This is a genomic window from Pseudoxanthomonas sp. CCNWLY206-1 (assembly GCF_039710385.1).
Classification (GTDB): Bacteria; Pseudomonadota; Gammaproteobacteria; order Xanthomonadales; family Xanthomonadaceae; genus Pseudoxanthomonas_A.
In genome coordinates this window covers 34,387-54,713 of the sequence record NZ_JBDKXI010000004.1, presented here as the reverse complement: position 1 = coordinate 54,713, position 20,327 = coordinate 34,387, and the positions used below count along the sequence as shown (strand labels likewise).

The following is a 20,327-nucleotide window of genomic DNA, read 5'->3' as shown; positions in this document are numbered from 1 at the left end:
CCCCATTCCCGCTGTTCTCAGGCACCAACGCGTTCGATGCGATAACCACCGCGTGAGCGGTCGACCAGATGGAGGATGCCGAAGATCAGCGCGATCAATACCGGCAACACCGCCCATATCGGCAATACGCTGGAGGCACCATAGGTGTTGTTGATCCAGCCCATGACCGGGCCAGCCACCGCGGTCGAGAACGCACCGGCGGCACCGACCATCGCCAGCGCCAGCGCGCCGCCGCGCGGGAAGCGCTCGGAGGTCAGCCCCAGCATGGTCGGCCACCAGAACGCGGTGCCCACGGCGAGCAATGCCGCGGCCGCGAACGCCAGTACGGGCGTATCGGCACGTCCGAACAGCCACAACCCGATCGCCGCGATAGGCGCCGTCACCGCGACCAGCGTCACCGGCGAGAACCGATGCGCCAAGCCGCCGCCAAATTGCCGCAGTGCGTACATGATGCCGTTGATCCACACCAGCAGCAGTACGCCGGCCTGCAGGGTGCTGTGCATGACCTCGTTGAAAATGTTGCTGACCCATTGGCCTGGGCCGAGTTCGGTAGCAGCGGTCAACCACATGCAGATGAACACCACCAGGAACAGCGGACGCTTGAGTTCGCCGTACATGGCAGCGGTGGAAACGCCCGCCGCCTTGCGTTCGCTATCGGGAAAGTGCTGGGCGAAGAACATCGCCGCGTAAATCGCCGATGGCACCAGCATCAACAACATCTTGGCCTGCCAACCCAATCCAAGCTGGGTGAAGCCGAAGGCGAGCACACCGCCGACCACGATGCCGCCCGGGAACCAGGCGTGCAGCTTGACCAGCCGCGCGGTCTTGTTTTCGCGGTACAGCGTGGCGATGAGCGGATTGATGCCGGCTTCGACAAAACCATTCGCAATGCCGATGACCACGGTGGCCGCGAACAGCATGGTGAAATCGGTGGCGAACACGGTAAGCAGCACGCCTGCGATATGACCCACGGCAGCCAGCTTCAGTATTCGCCCCATGCCCAGCAGATCGCACAACGTGCCACCGAACAGGATCGACAGGCCGAAGCCCCAGAACGCGGCGCCGCTGATCCAGCCCAACTGGACTTTGTCGAGCCCGAATGCGAGCTCCAATTCACCCATTATGTCGCCGCGGATGGCGAACGACATCGCGGTGGCTAACAGGGCAATACAACTGGCGACGAACAGGCGCTGCGGGTTCATACGTTATCTCCGCGGATGGGACGAATGTTTCAGGGCAACGCACTTAATAGCAGCATGCTTCATGGCAGCACACGCACCTTGATGTTGCGGTAGTGCACTTCGCTATCCGGGTCGTGCGCCTGCAGCGCGAAGGTGCCCGAGGATAGCACCCGGCCACTCATGTCGGCCGGTCGCTCCGGCTGATCGGGCTGCGTGTAGTCGGCGATCAATTTGTCGTCGACGAAGGTACGAATGCGGCGGCCCTCGACGCGTATGCGCAGTGTGAACCAGGCGTCGTCCTTGGCCGGCGCCTGGTAGTTGTCCTTGACCGCATACAGGCCGCCGGTGCGCTTGGGGTCGCTCTGGCTGTTGTTGACCTGCACTTCATAGCCTTTTGCCGGCCAACCTTGTTCCTGCCAGGCGGTATGGAAATACACGCCGGAATTGGCACCGGGCTTGGTCATGACTTCAAGCTGCAATTCGAAGTCGCGGAAATCGTGACCGGCCACGTCGCCTACGTAGAACAAATGCGAACGAGGACCACGTACGACTATCGCGCCATCGCGCACGATGAACGAACCCGGCGCCTCGCTGGCCCGCCAGCCGTCCAGCGTCTTGCCGTCGAACAAGGGCTGCCAGGCCTGGCGTGCCTGTTTTTTGGCGGCCTGTTTTTCAGCGACCTGTTTTTCAGACGCCGGTTCTGCAGCGTGCGCGCTCATACCACTGGCCAATGCCAGCAGGCAGGCGACGAGCAAACGAATGTACATGCGAGTTGTTCTCCAAGTAGACCGGCGCGAGGCCGGCATGGGCGCTTTTCCCTTCTCCCCCTGGGATGAAGGTATGCGGCTTACGACCCATCGGGTCGTGCATGGCTGAATGCCCTGCGGGCGGCTTCGCCGTGCAAATCGGCAGTCCTGCCGATTTGTCTCCCGAAGGGCGAAGGGAGGTCCATCGGCTCCAGATGACAGAGAAGGATGGAAGCGGCATCACGCTCACGGCGACACCGGCCGCGCGATCGGGCGAATCCAGATATTACGAAACGCCACCCGATCGCCATGATCCTGCAACCGCAACGGCAGCTGCGCGGCATGCGCTTCGTATTTGGGCTGGCCCCGGTATTCGGTGGGTCCACGCAACGCCACGTCGTGCTGCACCAGCACGCCGTTGTGCAGCACCGTCATGCGTGCCGGCGCCAACACACGACCATCAGCGGCGAAGCGCGGGGCAAGGAACAGCACGTCGTAGCTTTGCCACTCGCCAGGCGGCCGACTGGCGTTGACCAGCGGCGGGTACTGCTTGTACACCGAAGCCGCCTGGCCGTTGACGTAGGTGGTGTTGCGATACGAATCCAGCACCTGCAACTCGTAGCGCTCCATCAGGAATACGCCGCTGTTGCTGGCACCCTGCCCCTCGCCCGTAGGCTGCGCCAGCGTGCGGAACTCCAGGTGCAACTGCACATCGCCGAATGCCTCGCGCGTGCGGATGTCGCCGCTGCCTGGCGTTACTACCAACGCACCGTCCACCACTTTCCAGCGGACCGGGCGGCCGTCTTCCGTCTTTGCGTCGGCGTGCTCCCATGCACCGGTGTCCGTCCCTGCGAACAGCACCTTGGCATCACTGGGCACGCCATTGGCAGGCGCGTCGACCTTCGGGGGCACTGGCTGCCACACCTCGGTCTCTTCTGGCGGCGGCAGTGCTTTTTCACCGGCCGCGGCCGACAGCGCGCAGGTCAGCACCACGACCGAACACGCTGGACCAGCCAGGCGCCAGCGCTTGTTTGAAGCACGCTTGTTTGAAGCAGGCTTCTTCGAAGCAAGTTTCAGAACCATCCCTGCCGATACTCCTTATTCAAATACCGATTGGCCTCGGGCACATTGCTCACGCGCATTGCCTTGGCATCCCAGTCCAGCCGCCGTTGCATGCGCTGCGCCAACACGCCCAGCAGCACCGTCTCGGTGAACGGCCCTGCGTAGTCGAAATGCGAGCCTGGCGTCGGCCCGCCCTTGCAGGCGCGCGCCCACTCGACGAACGGGCCGCCCTGGACGCGAGGAATGCTCGGCGCCGGCAACGCGATCTGCTGCGCCTTGGCTTCCGGCACGATCCGCACATCGTCGTAGTAGAAGCTGCACAGCGCGGTCGCCTTGCTGCCGACCACGAGCGTGCCGGCTTCGGCATCCAGGGTGCGTCCGATCTCGATTTCCGGCGGCAATACCGGCTGAATACCGCCATCGGACCAAACGTATTTCACCGGCGGTAGCGAACCGCGTTCCGGGAAATGGAATGTCACTACCGATGCGGTCGCGGTTCCCTCGGCGGTCGCACCAGCCACCATCGCTTCGACCGCTTCCGGCGCGCCCAGGTCCAAAGCCCAGTAGGCGCCGTCCATGATGTGGCAGCCGACGTCGCCCAGCGGCCCGGTACCGAAATCCCACCAGCCTCGCCACTTCGAAGGCGTATACGCGGGATCGTAAGGACGTGGTGGCGCCACCCCGAGCCAGGCATCCCAGTTCAGCGTCGCCGGCACTGGCGGGGCGCCCTTGCTGTGGTCCGGCCGTCCCTTCACCGCAGGCCAAAAATTACCCGGGCGATCGGTCCAGCTGTAGATCTCGCGCACCTCACCCAGCACGCCGGCCTGGACCCATTCGCGCAGGCGGCGACAGCCATCGCCAGCATGGCCCTGGTTGCCCATCTGGGTAACGACACCAGCCTTGCGTGCTGCGCGCGTCAGTTCGCGTGCTTCCCACACGGTATGCGTCAGCGGCTTCTGGCAATAGACATGCTTGCCCAGCGCCAGCGCGGTCATCGCCGCGGGGAAGTGCATATGGTCGGGCGTGGAAATCACCACCGCGTCGATGCGACTGGTCAGCGCGTCGAACATGCGCCGGTAGTCGTTGAAGCGCCGTGCATCCTTCATCCGCGCCCAACCTTCCGGGTCCTTTTCGGCCGTGCGCTGGAATTGCTTGTTGGCCTGCATCTCGTCGACGTCGCAGAACGCAATGATGTTTTCATCGCGCAGCGCGTTGATCGCGCTGCCGCCAACACCGCCCACACCGATCATTGCGATGTTGAGCCGATCATTCGGCCCGGGCCGCCGCACGCGCGGCGCCGATATGGCGGAGCCAAAAGGAGCCGCCAGCACTCCAGCCGCCGCCGCGGCGGCAAGAAAATCGCGGCGCGTGACCGGCGGCATCAGCCCACCCCCACGAGTTTGAGCACTTCCGGCGGCGGGCCGTCGAAACTGGTCAATGGCACGTTACCGACATAGCCCAGGTACTGCCGCCCCTGTGGCGATGTGCAAAACCCGCCAATGGTCAGGTCGCGATAACGAGCGAAGAATTCCGCGGCCTCCTTGAACTCGGCACGCGCCCGCGGCACATAGGCGATGTCATCGCAGATCTCGATGCGCTGAACCACGCTCGATCCAGCGAAGCTGCGTGAAAAGCGCTGATCCGCTTGGGCATCCAGCCAGTCGAATCCGGCCAGGATCCGCTTGCGATCGGCGGCTTGCTGCGGATACGGCGCGCTGACCCATTCGTTGATGAAAGCGACCACACCGACCGCAACCGCTCCCGGCGCATTCGCGTCGGCCGGGACGATCAGGTCGCACAACGCGGTGGCGGTGGCGCGCTGCCGTTCGCTCAGCGTCAGCGGCCAGACCGAACCTGGCCCGTAGACCTTGAGCAGGTCCGGATCGGTGCCGTAGCCCACGCCCGAGGGCAGCTTGGGCGGCGGCTCGGAACTGCAACCGGCCAGGTGCACCAGCGGCAGCGCCGCCGCGCTCAACATCCACTTCAACGAAGTACGGCGATCCATCAGAGCTCCTTGCGGCGCATGCGCGCCAGGATGTGATCGGAGGCGCGCCAGGCCAGCGCCATGATCGTCAGGGTCGGGTTCTTGTCGGCATTGGATGCGAAGACTGCACCGTCGGTGATGTAGAGATTGTCCACGTCCCAGGTCCTGCACCAACGATCGGTGACCGAGGTCTTCGGATCGGCGCCCATGATCGCGCCGCCCAGTTCGTGGATGATCGAGCCGCCCGGGTCGATGGCCTTGGCGCCGTCGGTCTCGACCTTGCCGCGCACGGTTCCGCCCATCGATTCGATGATGTCGGCGAAGGTGCGTTGCATGTGCACGGCTTGGCGTCTCTCGTGTTCGGACCACTGCCAGTGGAAGCGCAGTACCGGGATGCCCCACTTGTCCTTCACCTGCGGGTCGATCTCGCAATACGAATGCTCATTCGGGATCATCTCGCCGCGGCCGGCGAAACCGACGAAGGAACCGTAGTAGCGGCGCGCATCCTCCTTGAACTTCAGACCGTAGCTGCCACCGGTGAGCGATTCCAGTCCAGCGGCGGTGTACAGGTCCGGCATGCGCCGGCCGCCACCGAACTCGATGTGGTAGCCGCGCGCGAAACCGAGCTTGCCTGCCAGTTGTTCCTTGTAGAGCCACCACGGCGAATACATGTGACCGCCGTCGGCGCCGTCCTCGTTGTGCAGCGGCAGGTTCTCCAGCAACGGCACTTGTCCGGTCAGGTCGGTGCCGACGGTATCCATCAGATAGCGTCCGACCTTGCCACTGGAATTGGCCAGGCCGTTGGGGAACGAAGTGGATTTCGAGTTGAGCAGGATCCGTGCTGTTTCGCAGGCACTGGCCGCCAACACCACCACGCGCGCGGTAGCGGTGTATTCGTCACCGCTGGTCCTGTCGATGAAGCGCACGCCTTCGGCCTTGCCATTCGCACCCAATACCGTCTCGCGCACCATCGCATCGCAGACGATATCCAGCCGGCCGGTCGCCAATGCCGGCGGAAGATGTACGGTGGTCGATTGATAGTTGGCGCCGGTCGAACAGCCGCGACCGCAGGGCGTGGCCCACCAGCATGCCGCGCGGCGCAGCATCGACTCGCGCAGGATCCGCTGCGCTTCGGGGTTGCCCGGATGCAGTTTGGCCGGCAGGTTGTCCGCATCCAGGCGCCGCGTCAGCACTGCGCGGTGGCCGGCAATCACCGGAACACCCAGGCGCCCGGCGCGCTGCTTTACCAGCAGGTCGCTGACCTTGGGCTTGGGTGGTGGCAGCAATACGCCGGGAGACGAATCGGGCGTGTTCTCCAGGCCGTCGTTCTCGCCGTACACGCCGATCAGCATCTCGACCTTGTCGTAGTACGGCGCCACGTCGGCGTAGTCGATCGGCCAGTCGAAGCCCAGGCCGTCGCGGCTGTAGGGTTTGAAATCGTAGGGCCCATTGCGCAGCGAGATCCGGCCCCAGTGATTGGTGCGGCCACCGAGCATGCGCGCGCGCCACCAATCGAACCTGCCGGCATGATCCTCGCGCGCGTTGACGTACGGTTCGCCGGGTACCTGCCAGCCGCCGTCGACGGTGGCATCGTAGAAACCGAAGTTCTTTTCCGGTGTCGAGGTGCCACGCAGCGGCGCCTGGTCCGGAGTCTGGAACATCGGCGTTTCGGTTTCCGGCTTGTAGTTGCGCCCGGCTTCGAGCATCAACACTCGGGCGCCTTCCATGCACAACGTGTAGGCAGTCTGGCCGCCGGCTGCGCCGGAGCCCACCACGATCACGTCATACGCTTGTTTTTTGATGTCGCCCGCAGTTATGAAAGCCACGGCGTCACGCTTTCAAACGGCTTAGGTAATCGAAACTCAGCTTCACGCTTTCCATCGGTGCTCGTTCAAAATTTTCCTGCTCCACGAAGTAATGCTGGATCCGCTGCGGATCCATGGCGGCGAACAGCTTCGGCCAGTCCACCCGGCCTCTGCCGATCTCGACGGTCTGGGTATCGACGCGATCGACCATTGTCTTCGCATCCTTGCGTACGTCCTTGATGTGCAGCGAAGAAATCCGATCGGCATGTTGGGTAAGCAGCTTCAACGGATCGGCGCCGGCCGCGGCGACCCAGCCGATGTCCAACTCCATCGTCACCAGCTTCGGATCGGTCAGCCGCAGCAGTTCGTCATACGCCACCACGCCGTCGAACGAACGGAATTCCATGTTGTGATTGTGATAACCGCAGGTGATGCCCGCCTTGCGCGTGAGCTCGCCCAAGCGGTTGAGTTGCTCGGCATTCCATTTCCAGTCGTCCAGGGTCATGCCGGCCGCGAGTGCATTGCCGTCCTTGAAACGCTCATCCGCGGTCGACGGAAACGAGATCACGATGTATCGCGAACCGATCGCCTGCGCGTAATCGACGCGCTGCTGGAAGTCCTTCTGCGCATCGGCCATGCCGCAGTGCATGCTGGGCGCGGTCAGGCCGTTGTCGCGAAGCATGGACAGTATTTCGGTGGTGGTCGCTTTTGGTATGCCTGCGAATTCAACCTCGCCATACCCGATCGCACTAACCGCCTTCAGCGTGCCCGGCAGGTCCTTCGCGACCTCGTCGCGGAGCGTCCACAACTGCAGCCCGACAGGTTTATTCAGCGGCCCGAGGCGTGGTTTCGCGGCATTCGCGGCAAAGGCATCGAGGGAAGTCATCGCGGCAAGTGCCAGCGAACTGCGTTGAAGAAATGCACGTCGGGTCAACATGGTGTTCGCTTTGCCCCTTCAAAAAATATATCGGTTGATATCTATCTAGCAATGTTGCATTGCGACAACTTCATCGCGCCGCCCATTGTCTGATGCTCGTCTTGATACAACGTTTCGATATTACCCACTTTTCGCGGTAGAGTCGTGACCGAGCGTGGGCTTGAGGAAGCGAAGGTATGGCGGCTGAGAATAATTCTTTTGACGCAATCGTGGTCGGCACCGGCATCAGCGGTGGATGGGCTGCGAAAGAGTTGACCGAGAAGGGATTGAAAACCCTGGTGCTCGATCGCGGACGGATGGTGAAGCATGGTGATTACCCCACTACGTCCGATCATCTCTGGGAGCTGCCGTATGCCGGCCGCCCCACCCAGGAGGACGGCCAACAGCAAAATGTCGCGCAGCGCAGCGGTGCGCTTTCGCAAGCGACCAAACACTGGTTCGTCAACGACGTCGATCATCCTTACGTCGAAAAGCAGCCCTTCGCATGGATACGCGGCTATCACGTCGGTGGCCGTTCCATCATGTGGGGCAGGCAGTCATACCGCTGGAGCCCGATGGATTTCGAGGCCAACGCGAAAGAAGGTATTGGCGTGGACTGGCCCATCCGCTACCAGGATCTCGCGCCGTGGTACGACCACGTGGAGAGTTTCATTGGCGTGAGCGGGCAGGCAGAAGGCTATGAGCAACTGCCCGATGGAAAATTCCAGCCACCGATGGCGATGAATTGTGTCGAGCTTCACTTGAAGCAGGCAATCGCCGACAAGATGGGGCGCGCGATGACCATCGGCAGGACGGCCAACCTCACCGCGCCACTCGCGCACAGTCCACAGCGCGGCACGTGCCAGTACCGTAACCTGTGCATTCGCGGTTGTCCTTTCGGGGCTTACTTCAGCAGCAACTCCAGCACGCTTCCCGCGGCGGAGAAAACCGGCAACATGACGCTGCGGCCCAATTCGATCGTCTACGAACTCATCTATGACGCGAAGAACGACCGAGCCAGCGGCGTGCGTGTGCTGGATGCGGAAACCAACGAGCAGATGGAATTCCACGCCAAGGTGATCTTCCTTTGCGCGTCCACGTTCGGTTCCACGCAGATACTGATGAATTCCGTCTCCAGCCGGTTTCCGGAGGGGTTCGGCAACGACAGCGGCGAGCTCGGCTGCAACATCATGGATCATCACCTGGGCGTCGGCGCCTCGGCGATGGTCGAAGGCTTCGAGGATAAGTACTACAGCGGCCAGCGCCCGAACGGCATCTACATTCCGCGCTTCGTCAATATCGGCAACGACAAGCGATCCTACCTGCGCGGCTTTGGTTACCAGGGCGGCGCGGAGCGAGCCGGATGGACCCGGCTGCTCAAGGATTCCACGCTGGGTGCGGACCTGAAGACGAAGGCCGCGGAACCCGGACCATGGCGCATGGGAATGGTCGGTTTCGGCGAAACCCTGCCGTATCACGATAATCGCGTCACGCTCGATGGCACCCGCAAGGACAAGCATGGTCTTCCCGTGCTGGCGTTCGATGCGGTGATGCGCGAGAACGAACTGAAGATGCGCAAGGACATGGCGGCCGAGGCCGCAACCATGCTGGAAGCCGCGGGATTCAAGGATGTCAACGAGTTCCATGGCGGCGACCAGATGGGCCTGGGCATCCATGAGATGGGCACCGCACGCATGGGCCGGGATCCGAAAACCTCGGTGCTCAATGCCTGGAACCAGATGCATGCTTGCAAGAACGTGTATGTCACCGATGGTTCCTGCATGACATCTTCGGCATGCCAGAACCCATCGTTGACGTACATGGCGTTGACCGCGCGCGCCGCGGATCACGCCGTCCAGGAACTCAAGCGGATGAATATATGAAGACCGACATCAACCGCCGCGAGGCGATACGCCGTGTTGCCTTGTTGATGGGCGGCGCGGTTTCGGCGCCGGCCATCCTTGGCGTGCTCAGTGGCTGCTCCGCCGAGCCCGATACGGATGCCGCAGGCAAGAAAACCGAATGGAAGCCGGTGTTCCTCACCCAGGCGCAAGTCGCGTTGGTGGCGGAAGTCGCCGAGGTCATGATCCCGCGCACGGATACGCCGGGTGCGAAGGACGTCGGTGTTCCGGCCTTCGTCGATAAGATGATGAAGGACGTCTACCCGAAGGATGATCAGACGCACTTTCTCTCCGGGCTCGCGGATTTCGAAGCACAGGCCAAGCGCGAGCACGGGCGCGCGTTCCTTGAACTGGAACCGGCACAGCGCGCGGCGCTGGTGAAACAGCTGCACGATCCGGCCGTCGAGGAGGAGCGAGAGGCGACGCTTCCGCTTTCCGAACGGCGGCGCCCTTTCATCCTCATGATGAAAGAGCTGACGATGCTCGGCTACTTCATGTCCGAACCCGGCGCCACCCAGGTATTGCAGTACCGCCCGGTTCCCGGCGCATATCACGCATGCGTGCCACTGAAGCAGGCGGGCAAGGGCGGCAGGACCTGGGCCACGGAGACGAGCTGGCGGTTCTGATCCGCTGTACCTGAAGCCCCTCTCCCACCGGGAGAGGGGTTGGGGTGAGGGCGAACGAAGCGGCGCCCTCCGAGTCTCCAATGCAACAAGGCGCTCGAACACCCTCTCTTCGCTCGCCCCTCATCCGGCGCTTCGCGCCACCTTCTCCCGATGGGAGAAGGGACAGCGCAAGCAAACCAGCCCCATATGACGACAGGACTGACGCATGACTCCGAATTCCCGTTACATCGCGCGATCCGGCCGCTTTTTCTTCCTCCTCGCCGTACTGCTGACAGGCAGCGCCGCGGCGGAGACGCCGGCCGAAAAAGAAGAATGGATCTCGCTGTTCAACGGTCGAGATCTCGCCGGATGGACGCCGAAGATCGCCGGTCACGCACTCGGTGACAACTTCGCCAATACGTTCCGCGTCGAGGACGGCCTGCTCAAGGTGAGCTACGACCAGTACGAATCCTTCGGCAAGAAGTTCGGACACCTCTTCTACAAGGATCCGTTTTCCTACTATCGCCTGGTGGTGGAATACCGCTTCGTCGGTGAGCAGGCGCCACATGGTCCCGGGGTTTGGGCGGCGCGAAACAGCGGCGCGATGCTGCATTCGCCGCATCCGCGCACGATGGGGCTAAACCAGGACTTCCCCATTTCCGTCGAGGTGCAATTCCTCGGTGGTCTGAGCGACGGCAAGGCGCGCTCCACCATGAATCTATGCACGCCGGGAACGGACGTCGTGTATGAGGGTTCGATCTATCCGGAACACTGTCTGAGCTCCGCGTCGAAGACGTTCGACGGCGACCAATGGGTTCGCGCTGAGATACTGGTTCTCGGTAGCGGGCAGATCACCCATGTGGTCAACGGTGAGGAAGTGCTCGAGTACGCATTGCCACAGTTCGGCGGTGGCGCCGTAGCGGATTTCGATCCCGCCGACAAACCCGACGGGAAGCTGATCGAAGGCGGCTACATCTCACTGCAGAGCGAGTCGCATCCGATCGAGTTCCGCAAGGTGGAACTGCTTAACCTGGCTGGCTGCATGGATAACAGCGCAAGCAACTACAAGCGCTATTACGTCAAATCCCAGCCTGAAAGCTGCGTGTACGCGAAAGGCGCGAAGCCGAGTAAATAGCATGCAGTCCGGGTAAGGCCAAAGATCGCATCGCGCCCGGATCGCAAGCGCGAGTTCTTCGCTACCCGCGACCTCATGGAAGAGCTCGCGCCGAGACGGCGCTCCTACAACGGCAACGGCAAGCTTCTGTAGGAGCGCCGTCTCGGCGCGAGCTCTTGCTTCGGAGATCGTCCCGGGTGCGCTGCGCTTACCCGGGCTACATGCTATTGCTGTTGTAGGAGCGCCGTCTCGGCGCGAGCTCTTGCTTCGGAGATCGCCCCGGGTGCGCTGCGCTTACCCGGGCTACATGCTTTTCAACCGCCGAATGGCGGGTCATCCCCTTTGAAAAAGGGAAGGAAAGCGCCTTGCTTATCGCCCGACTGATGTGTTCACGGCTTCCTTCGCAAGATCGATGAAGGCGCGCGTCTTGGCGGGTGCGGCGATGTTTCCTGGATACGCCGCATGGAGAAACATCTTCCTGCTCGTCCAGCCAGGAAAGAGACGAACCAGGCGCCCTGCTTCTACCTCGGCGCGCAGGTCGGCCATGCTGGGAAAGTAAGAGATGCCTGCGCCCTGCATCACCAGTTGCATTACCGCGTCGGTACTCGCCACTGATATCGCGCCACCCAGCTTCACGCGCAGCTTGCGTCCGCCGCGCTCGAGATCCAGCGACCATGGCGTGGGCAAAAGCGACAGCGCGATCCACTCGTGGCGTGCAAGGTCCGCTGGCTTGCGTGGGGTGCCGTGCCGAGCGAGGTAGCTGGGGGCCGCGACGGTCCAGATCTGGAGCTCCTCAAGCACTACCGCGCGCAGACTGGAATCCGCCATCGGTCCGACGCGAATCGTGAGGTCGAAGTGTTCGGCGATCAGGTCGAGCTTGCGGTCCGTGGGCACGTAGTCGACGCGCATGGCGGGATAACGCTCCCGGTAACTCGCGATCCATCGGGCAACCAGGCTGGCCGCTCCCTGAGGGCTGGTAAGCCGCAACGTACCCGAAGGCTGCGCGCGCCCTGTGCGCGCGCGCTCCATCGCGGCTTCGGCGCCGGTCAGCAGCGCGCGGCAGTCGGCAAGGAATGATTCGCCCGCTTCGGTGATGGCGAGCTTGCGCGTGGACCGCTGCAACAACTGCGCGCCCAGCTCGCGCTCCAGCAGCGTGACGGCCTGGCTGACGGCGGACTTCGTTGTGTTCAGGCGTTCTGCCGCGGCGGTGAACGATCCCGCCTCCGCGACGGCGGCGAACGCGGCCAAACGGCTCAAGGAAATGGCGGGAGCTCTCATCTAGATCGTTCTCCTTAACTGAACAATGAATTATCGCTCGGGCGCTTTTTCGGAACAATTCCGACGCGCAGCATGGCATCCATCGACCTCACCGACTGATAAGGATTCGCCATGTACGTACTGCTCGGCTCCAACGGCAACATCACCTCCAAACTCGCCACGCTTCTTCTCGCGCAGGGCGCCGCGGTCCGCGTCGTCGGCCGCAATGCAAACTCGCTTAGCGCGCTCAAGGCCGCCGGTGCGGACATCGCCACCGGCGATGTCGCTGACGCGAGCTTTCTCGCCACGGCATTCGCAGGCGCCACGGCCGTCTACACCATGATCCCAACCCCGTATTCCGCGCCCGACCTGGACGCTTCGCTGGACCGGATCGGAACGGCGATCACACAAGCGATTACCGCGGCCAGCGTGAAGCGCGTCGTCAACCTCAGCAGCACCGGCGCGCATCTGAGCTCCGGCACCGGTCCGATCGCCGGCCTGCATCGGCAGGAGGTGCGCCTCAATGCGCTCGCCGGCGTCGACGTGCTGCACGTGCGGCCCGGCTACTTCTTCGAGAACCATCTTCTCGCGATCGATATGATTCCATCCATCGGCGTCTACGCAGACATGACCGCTCCCGATACGCCGCTGCCGATGGTGGCTACCGCCGATATCGCGCAGGTCATAGCGCGCGAGCTGCGCACGCCCTCCGCCCCGGACAAGCACGTACTTCACCTGCGCGCGCCACGTCTCTACACGATGCGCGAATCGGCGGCGTTGCTCGGCGCGGCCATCGGCAAACCAGACCTCGCGTATGTGCAGTCCAATCCGCATGAAGGCAAGGCGGCGCTGATGGAGCACGGTTTCTCCGCGAGCACTGCCGCGGCGTTGGAGGAAATGAGCGTCGCCTTCTCCAGCGGACTCCTGAACGGTGAGTACGAGAAAGGCCCGACAGAGATCATGCCGACGACGCTGGAGGATTTCGCGGCCACGGTTTTCAAACCAGCGTATGAGGCTAGCGCGGGCTAGGCGTATCTGAGGGATGGCTACCTCGGCCTGGGATATCCGAAGAGCAAGAGCTCGCGGCGGGACGCCGCTCCGCGCCCCGGTAGCCTCCCGGTGTGCACGATCACGAGCGCGCCGCAGCGCGTTCAGATGGCGGACGGTCGGGCTTCAACAGCTATTTTGAAACGCAAGAGCTCGCGGCGGGACGCCGCTCCTCCACGGCGATGTCATGCGCAGCACGAACACGCTCCCGTGACAATCTCGCTGGAACGATTGCCTTCGTAGACATCGTGGGTGACCCATCGGTTGGAGGAGTGCTGAAATGAGCCATGTAACCCGGCAACGCCTTCGCTTGTCTGGCGGCACGGAGTTGTCGTTCACCACGGCGGGGGAAGCGTCCAAGCCTGCCGTGCTGCTCCTGCACGGTCTTCCGAATTCTTCGCGGATGTTTGAGGAAGTCACGCCCGAGCTGTCGCAGACCGCGTACGTGATTGCTGTCGACTTGCCTGGCTTTGGCGAGTCCGACGTCCTGCCGACGTCCTCGTTTCCCGCCTATGGTCAAACTATTTCGGAGCTGCTGGACCGGCTCTCGGTCGGACCACGCTACATTTACCTCCACGATTACGGAGCTCCGGTGGGGTTCCATATCGCGATGCAAGCGCCGGAGAAGGTGCTTGGTCTCATCATCCAGAACGCGAACGCGCACCGAAGCGGATTCGGCCCGCAATGGGAACAGACGCTGGCCTATTACGCGAATCCCAACCCGGAAAACGAAGCAGCGGCGACCGCGCACCTGACACTGGAAGGTACGCACGCCCAATATGTTTCCGGTGTTCCATCGGAAGTAGCAGCGCGGATTCCGGCCGAACGCTGGGAAGAGGATTGGCGAGTGATGAACCTGCCCGGCCGGATGGATGCCCAGCGAGCACTCCTCGCCGACTATGGACACTACATCGAGCGGTTCGACGCCATCGCCGACTACCTCGCGCGCTGGCAGCCGCCCGCGCTGATGATCTGGGGAAGGCATGATGCATTCTTCGATCTCGCCGAGACCTTGTCGTGGATGCAGGATTTGCCGAGGATGGAAACCCACGTTCTGGACGCCGGCCACTTACTGCTCGAGACGAATTCGGCGGAAGCGGCGCCACTCATGCTCGACTTCATCAGGCGCACGCAAGGGGAAAGCAAACGAACCGGAAAGCGCGAATGATGCCGGCCAATCAGGCCAGTAGTGGTTGCAGTTCAACCGACCGCTGAGGGATCACACATGAAGAGCTTCCACGCAAGCCTCATTGCCGCGCTACTGGCGCTCGCATTGAGCGCCATTGCTCCTGCGCACGGCCAAGACAGCGCCAAGGTCCCGCAGGTGGCCGACGCCAGCCAGTCAGGCGCGCGCGGTTTCGATTTTCAGGTAGGCGAATGGCGCGTCCATCATCGCGTGAAGCGTGCGAGCGATTCGCAATGGCAGGAGTTCGAAGGCACCAGCAGCAATCGCAGCCTGATGGAGGGTGCCGCCAACGTGGAAGACAACACGTTCTTCAAGCCAGACGGCGTCACCCGTGGCGTCGCATTGCGCGCCTATGAACCCAAGACCGATGAATGGGCGATCTGGTGGGTCGACGGCCGCAATCCACTGGGCGCCCTGGACCCGCCGGTCAAAGGCCGTTTCGTCGATGGCATAGGCACCTTCTATTCGGACGGAATACTCAACGGCAAGCCGACCCGCACGCGGTTCATCTGGTCGCGCATCACGGCGACTTCCGCGCGTTGGGAACAGGCGTATTCGACCGACGCCGGAAAGACCTGGGAAACGAACTGGATCATGGATTTCACCCGCGTTCGATAGCAGGTTCGATCCAAAGGCTGGCCTGCACCGGATCCGCCAGGAAATCGGATATCCGGCAGGGATGACCTATGGCCTAGTGCATATCGTTATTCGATATGTTTAATATCGTTTCACGATACCGCCGGGATTCCCTGCATGAACGCCACTGCCAGCCGTGCCCTCGCCGTTGCCCGCCCCGTAATCACCGGCCTGACTGCCCTGAACATTCTTTACGGGCTATTTATCGTCGTGCTGCTGGTCGCCAGTGTCGTGGCGCCCAGCGTGCGGCCTGGCTGGCCCTGGGCGGTGTTGGGTTTCAGGATGGACGTTGCCCACCCTGCGCTTGCCACGGCGCTGCAGTGGATCGCCGTACTCGGACTCGCCGGCGCCGTGCTGGTGCACATCGTGCTGCGGAAGTTGCGAACCATCGTGGATACGGTGCGCGATGGCGATCCCTTCATCGCGGACAACGCCCGTCGGCTGACCGCCATTGCCTGGTGCGTGCTCGCCGGACAGGTGCTGCGACTGGCGATCATGCTGATCGCGGCCGCGGTATCCACGCAAGCGCAGCCGGTGGACATGGGCGATGGCTTTTCGTTCACGCCCTGGCTGGCGGTGCTGTTGCTGTTCGTGCTTGCCGGCGTGTTCGCGCAAGGGGCGCGGATGCGCACCGACCTCGAAGGCACGGTGTGACATGGCGATCATGATTCGCCTCGATGAATTGCTGTACGCGCGGCGCATGACACTGACCGAGCTGGCGACGCGCGTGGACATCACCGTCGCCAACCTGTCGATCCTCAAGACCGGCAAAGCCAAGGCGGTGCGCTTCTCCACGCTCGAGGCGATCTGCAACGCGCTGGATTGCCAGCCGGGCGACCTGCTGGTCTACGACCCCACACAACCCGCCGAGGACTGACCATGGCCATCGCGAACTTCTTCCGCACGGACCCGCTGCGTTACGAGGGCGTGCGCCCGATCAATATCTGGGGACTGCGGCTGTTCTATCTGTTGATGCTCGTGTTCGTCGCACCAAACGCCTGGCAGGTGCTGCTGACACATGAAGGACCTTGGCAGCCGTTGCCGGCAATCGCGTGGGCGGTGTGGGCGACCTACCCCGTCCTCGCCTTCTTCGGCCTGTTTCATCCATTGCGCTGGCTGCCGCTGATGTTCTTCACCATCGGCTACAAAGCGATCTGGCTGGCCTTCGTTGCCGTGCCGCTGTGGCAGGCGGGCTCGATGGACGGATCGGCCGCGCAGCCGATCGCCGAATCCTTCTACGGTCTTCCGCTGCTGGCGCTGGTGGTGCCATGGGGTTACGCGTGGCGCACGTACGTGCGTGGTGCACGACCAGCGCGCGCGGCTATCGGGCAGCAGGTTCTGCCATGAAAATCTGATGTAGCCCGGGTAAGCGCAGCGCACCCGGGAACGTGGAGCTTCCATATGAAGCGCCCCGGGTGCGCTGCGCTTACCCGGGCTACGCTGGCTTCAACGGCTTTCCTCAACCTCGTCGGCCTGGCTCAGTTTGCCTTGCGCTCGGTAGGCGAGTGCTGTCATCACGGCGCCTGTTTGTACTGGTTTGTCTTCGGGCTCTCCAACACCTGAATCGCTTTTCCATTCCTTCGGGAACGTGGGCCATGAGCAGGTGAACTGGCTGAGCATGTGGAAGCTTGCTTCCATGAAGCCGGGTTTCTGTTCCAGCGCGTACTGACGCGCATCGGGCTTGCCGCAATAGGTGGTGTGCTCTTGGTTGATGCGCTCGGGAATGCCTGCTTCGCCCAGACCGTGCGCCATGTAGCGGCGGATATACTCCCACAACGGAGCGGCCTCACTTGGATCGGACAAGCTCGGACCCACGAACAGGCAATCTTCGCCAACGCCACGGGGATCGTTGCCATCGATTGGCTTGCAATAGAGCACCAGTGCGTATCGCTGCAAACGACTATTTTCATGGCGCCTGAAGATGATGTCGTAGATCGTCCAATCCAAAACCGCACACATTCGATCCCAATCGAGTACGACGTTGCCACCGGCGAACTTCGGGCGTAATACGTAGACCTTGCGCGTGACGCGATTGAATCGGATTCGCCCGCGAGCGTACGTGAAGAATGACGGCCTGATAGCCCCTGGGAATACCGAGAGATGCCAGTAGGCACACAGCACTGCCGCGCATGGAAGCAGGAATATCCAGCCAAACCAAACGTAGATCGCACGTGCCTCGAATGAGCCAAGCCATAGAAAAATCATGTTGCCCGTGAGCAATGGGTGCACCGCAATCCCATAGAACAACCAAACAGCCAGGAAAACCGCAGCTCCTACGAAGAGCAACATGGGAACTGCCATCCACTGTTCCGGCCACCCGGGGTTGCACAGTTCCAGGTATCGGTCGTTCTGCGCATACACAGACCGGGCGGCGGGCTCGGGGGCGGCATCGGCGCTTTCATCCACACGCCACAGTCTGCTGGTTCCATCCGCCTGCGCACACCGGCGGCTCTCGGACAATGAGCGCTGACGGACAATTCGGTAGAAATTTTCAAATGCAAACATCAGGCTCTGATCGGTTGGACGGCTGGTGCTCAGCCTGGTGGACGAACGTCTGAGGCATCTTCTGCACGTTGCCCGAATCGGCATTCCGCAGTTGGCGACAGAACTCCATTTCGGTGTTCATCACTTGCGCGGCATTGCTTCTTGCGCCGCCTCGGCTGTTCCCCAGTACTGCAGGAACTCGATCTCGTCGGCCTGGCTCAGTTTGCCTTGCGCTCGGTAGGCGAGTGCTGTCATCACAGCGCCTGTTTGTACCGGCCTTTCTTCCGGTTCGCCCATGCCCGAATCGCTTTTCCATTCCTTTGGGAATGAAGGCCATGAGCAGGTGAATTGGCTGAGCATGTGGAAGCTTGTTTCCATGAAGCCGGGTTTCTGTTCCAGCGCGTACTGACGCGCATCGGGCTTGCCGCAATAGGTGGTGTGCTCTTGGTTGATGCGCTCGGGAATGCCTGCTTCGCGCGGGCCGTGCGCCATGTACTGTCGGATGTACTCCCACAAAGACGTCGCCTCTTGCGGGCCTGGCAAGGTTGGACCGACGAAGATGCAGTCTTCGCCTTTCGCCTGCGGGTCAGCTACATCGAACGGAGGATGGTAAAGCGCCAACGCCTTGATGATCTGTTTGGCGCCTGCACTTGCGCCTTCGGGTTCGAACAAGGCCACCAAGCGCTCCCACTCCAGCACCACGTTGCCGCCGCAGTTGCCCGGGCGCAAGACATAGACTTTGCGGGTGAGACGGTTGAAGCGGATGCGTCCACGAGCATACGTAAAGAAACAGGTGCGCATGCCCATGTAGTGGAACCACGCGAAGATCATGAAGGCGCTGACCAATGCCAATGGAAACAGCAGGAACCAGCCTAGCCATAGATCGGTCGAGGAGACGCGATCACTGATTGCGAAAAAGAAAATAATCTGTTCGAACAGCAATGGATGAACTGCCAATCCGTACCACATCCAGATCAGCACGAGAGCCGGCAGGATGACAAAGAGATTCCCCATCCCCGCACGCCATTGCAGATCCCAGCCTGGATTGCACAGCTCCAGGTACGCATCGTTCTGTGCGTAGGCAGCCCGACTTGGCAACTCGACGTTGCGCGCACTGGAGCGCGAGGCCGGCCATTGTTTTTGCCCTTCCAGATTGATGTGGGCACGGCCTTTTCCAGGCGCGCGGCGCCAGGCCAGCCGGTAGCTGTTTTCTCGAACGAACATGAAGGGTCCTCAAGCGGGTTGCCGTTCGGCGTGCGCGTCAATCTGTTGCGAGTGATCCCCGCGAACGATGCGTTCTGCCGAAGGCAGGCGCATCTTACCCGCTCCGATGCACCAAGTTCCTTGCGATTTGGACGTTCGCTTTCAGGACCGTGCGCACCGCCAGCGGATTGCGATGTGCCGATGTGAAAGTCGCTCGATTAAAGAAGCGACGGATCCATCGGTGTCTGATTGAGCTACGAGCGACTCAGACGATCCGTCCAAAGCGACAGGAGCCGTGCCGGAACGGCGAGCGGATTGCCTATCCGGACATGCAATAAGCAGGCGGTGGACTCGAGGGCATACCCTGAAGAGATGTTGGCTCGCACTTGTGTGTTCTTGTTGGCTTGTTGCGAGATTTTGGGCGAGCTCTTCCCTTCTGCCATTGGGATGAAGGCGTGCGGCTTACGAGCCACTGGCTCGTGCATGCCTGAATGCCCTGCGCGCTGCGCAGGGCCGGGGCGGTAGCGAGAGCTTGCCCTCACGAAGGCGGGGGTGGCGCGTTGCGACGGATGAGGTGTCCGCTTGTAGCAACGGTCGCTGGCGAGTCATTGCCATTCCCTCATCCGTCGCTGCGCGCCACCTTCTCCCGGCGGTAGAAGAGAACGAAAGACATGAAAAACCCAATTGCCGGAGTAAGCAGAATATCTACTTCGACTCCCGTTTCGGACGCGATACCAACAAGCTCGCCGCCTCTGTAGCCTGGGTTCCACATGCGGCATCGAACTCCGACGACGCGCCGGAAACACCAACGCCGCCGATTGCGGTGCCGTCACGGGCAAAGATCGGCACGCCGCCTCCCATGGTGGCGATCATCGGCGCTGTTGGCGCATTCCACGTGGCCGTTTCGCTTGAGGCTCTGCGATAGACGGCCGCCGAACGTCCCTTCCACTGCGCCACCTCGGCCGCGGCCTGCGAAGCCCCATGGTTGGAGTAGCTCATCAGGTCGCCGCCGTCGTCGTACACCGCGACGGCGACAGCCTCGCCTGCTTTGTCGGCACTGGCCAGGCAATGGTCGCGGATGGCATCGGCGGTCTTGAAGTCGAGGAACGGCCGCATCGTCTGCGCCTGCAATCCCGTGCTCATGAACAATGCGGCCATCGCGACAAGTCCTGCGAAAACGTTCGATTTCATCCTGCTCTC

Annotated in this window: 20 protein-coding genes; 9 read left to right on the top strand and 11 right to left on the bottom strand. The window is 62.2% G+C overall.

Translation table 11 applies throughout. The features are described 5' to 3' along the window. Positions 1-17: 17 nt before the first annotated feature. The 7 genes from AADW18_RS10645 to AADW18_RS10615 form a co-directional block, all read right to left on the bottom strand. Positions 18-1,202: an MFS transporter gene (locus AADW18_RS10645; protein ID WP_337343360.1), complete on the bottom strand. Its 1,185-nt coding sequence runs from the start codon at positions 1,200-1,202 to the stop codon at positions 18-20. A 59-nt stretch (positions 1,203-1,261) separates the two neighbouring features. Next, complete coding sequence (locus AADW18_RS10640; protein WP_337343359.1) at positions 1,262-1,948, bottom strand: DUF1080 domain-containing protein; 687 nt, start codon at positions 1,946-1,948, stop codon at positions 1,262-1,264. Between the two features lie 225 nt (positions 1,949-2,173). Continuing rightward, on the bottom strand, positions 2,174-3,010 hold the full coding sequence (locus tag AADW18_RS10635) for a DUF1080 domain-containing protein (RefSeq protein ID WP_337343358.1): 837 nt from the start codon (positions 3,008-3,010) through the stop codon (positions 2,174-2,176). Then, positions 3,001-4,371, bottom strand: a complete 1,371-nt coding sequence (locus tag AADW18_RS10630) for a Gfo/Idh/MocA family oxidoreductase (RefSeq protein ID WP_337343357.1) — start codon at positions 4,369-4,371, stop codon at positions 3,001-3,003. Before AADW18_RS10630 ends, AADW18_RS10635 begins: the two co-directional genes overlap by 10 nt. Further along, positions 4,371-4,994 (bottom strand): gluconate 2-dehydrogenase subunit 3 family protein, encoded by a 624-nt coding sequence (locus AADW18_RS10625; protein ID WP_337343356.1) that lies wholly within the window; start codon positions 4,992-4,994, stop codon positions 4,371-4,373. Before AADW18_RS10625 ends, AADW18_RS10630 begins: the two co-directional genes overlap by 1 nt. Continuing rightward, positions 4,994-6,799: a GMC family oxidoreductase gene (locus tag AADW18_RS10620; RefSeq protein WP_337343355.1), complete on the bottom strand. Its 1,806-nt coding sequence runs from the start codon at positions 6,797-6,799 to the stop codon at positions 4,994-4,996. Before AADW18_RS10620 ends, AADW18_RS10625 begins: the two co-directional genes overlap by 1 nt. Positions 6,800-6,803: 4 nt before the next feature. After that, positions 6,804-7,715 (bottom strand): sugar phosphate isomerase/epimerase, encoded by a 912-nt coding sequence (locus AADW18_RS10615; protein WP_337343354.1) that lies wholly within the window; start codon positions 7,713-7,715, stop codon positions 6,804-6,806. Positions 7,716-7,891: 176 nt separating this feature from the next. On the opposite strand from AADW18_RS10615, the gene AADW18_RS10610 reads away from it, so the two are divergent. The 3 genes from AADW18_RS10610 (at position 7,892) to AADW18_RS10600 (ending at position 11,335) form a co-directional block, all read left to right on the top strand. Next, complete coding sequence (locus tag AADW18_RS10610) at positions 7,892-9,577, top strand: GMC family oxidoreductase (RefSeq protein WP_337343353.1); 1,686 nt, start codon at positions 7,892-7,894, stop codon at positions 9,575-9,577. Further along, positions 9,574-10,221 (top strand): gluconate 2-dehydrogenase subunit 3 family protein, encoded by a 648-nt coding sequence (locus AADW18_RS10605; RefSeq protein WP_337343352.1) that lies wholly within the window; start codon positions 9,574-9,576, stop codon positions 10,219-10,221. The genes AADW18_RS10610 and AADW18_RS10605 overlap by 4 nt, the downstream gene beginning before the upstream one ends. A 205-nt stretch (positions 10,222-10,426) precedes the next feature. Further along, positions 10,427-11,335 carry a DUF1080 domain-containing protein gene (locus tag AADW18_RS10600; RefSeq protein ID WP_337343351.1) on the top strand — a complete coding sequence of 303 codons (909 nt, stop codon included), beginning with the start codon at positions 10,427-10,429 and terminating at the stop codon, positions 11,333-11,335. 348 nt (positions 11,336-11,683) lie between these two features. Here the strand turns inward: AADW18_RS10600 and AADW18_RS10595 are convergent, their stop codons facing one another. Then, positions 11,684-12,562, bottom strand: coding sequence for a LysR family transcriptional regulator (locus AADW18_RS10595; RefSeq protein WP_337343350.1), 879 nt, complete (start codon positions 12,560-12,562; stop codon positions 11,684-11,686). 141 nt (positions 12,563-12,703) lie between these two features. Here AADW18_RS10595 and AADW18_RS10590 point away from each other — a divergent pair, with 141 nt between their 5' ends. From AADW18_RS10590 to AADW18_RS10565, 6 genes are all read left to right on the top strand, one after another. Continuing rightward, positions 12,704-13,600: an NAD(P)H-binding protein gene (locus AADW18_RS10590; protein ID WP_337343349.1), complete on the top strand. Its 897-nt coding sequence runs from the start codon at positions 12,704-12,706 to the stop codon at positions 13,598-13,600. Between the two features lie 298 nt (positions 13,601-13,898). After that, positions 13,899-14,786, top strand: coding sequence for an alpha/beta hydrolase (locus AADW18_RS10585; protein ID WP_337343348.1), 888 nt, complete (start codon positions 13,899-13,901; stop codon positions 14,784-14,786). A 57-nt stretch (positions 14,787-14,843) separates the two neighbouring features. Next, the gene (locus AADW18_RS10580) at positions 14,844-15,422 is read left to right on the top strand and encodes a DUF1579 family protein (protein WP_337343347.1); all 579 of its coding nucleotides are present in this window, start codon (positions 14,844-14,846) and stop codon (positions 15,420-15,422) included. 135 nt (positions 15,423-15,557) lie between these two features. After that, positions 15,558-16,094, top strand: a complete 537-nt coding sequence (locus AADW18_RS10575) for a DUF2975 domain-containing protein (protein ID WP_337343346.1) — start codon at positions 15,558-15,560, stop codon at positions 16,092-16,094. Between the two features lies 1 nt (position 16,095). Next, complete coding sequence (locus AADW18_RS10570; protein ID WP_337343345.1) at positions 16,096-16,317, top strand: helix-turn-helix transcriptional regulator; 222 nt, start codon at positions 16,096-16,098, stop codon at positions 16,315-16,317. Between the two features lie 2 nt (positions 16,318-16,319). Then, positions 16,320-16,787, top strand: coding sequence for a hypothetical protein (locus AADW18_RS10565; protein WP_337343344.1), 468 nt, complete (start codon positions 16,320-16,322; stop codon positions 16,785-16,787). A 99-nt stretch (positions 16,788-16,886) separates the two neighbouring features. On the opposite strand, the gene AADW18_RS10560 is transcribed toward AADW18_RS10565, so the two are convergent. From AADW18_RS10560 to AADW18_RS10550, 3 genes are all read right to left on the bottom strand, one after another. Next, positions 16,887-17,846: a DUF6708 domain-containing protein gene (locus AADW18_RS10560; protein ID WP_337343343.1), complete on the bottom strand. Its 960-nt coding sequence runs from the start codon at positions 17,844-17,846 to the stop codon at positions 16,887-16,889. A gap of 219 nt (positions 17,847-18,065) precedes the next feature. Further along, on the bottom strand, positions 18,066-19,148 hold the full coding sequence (locus tag AADW18_RS10555) for a hypothetical protein (RefSeq protein WP_337343342.1): 1,083 nt from the start codon (positions 19,146-19,148) through the stop codon (positions 18,066-18,068). A gap of 684 nt (positions 19,149-19,832) precedes the next feature. Further along, positions 19,833-20,318 carry a heme-binding protein gene (locus AADW18_RS10550; RefSeq protein ID WP_337343341.1) on the bottom strand — a complete coding sequence of 162 codons (486 nt, stop codon included), beginning with the start codon at positions 20,316-20,318 and terminating at the stop codon, positions 19,833-19,835. Positions 20,319-20,327: the final 9 nt, after the last annotated feature.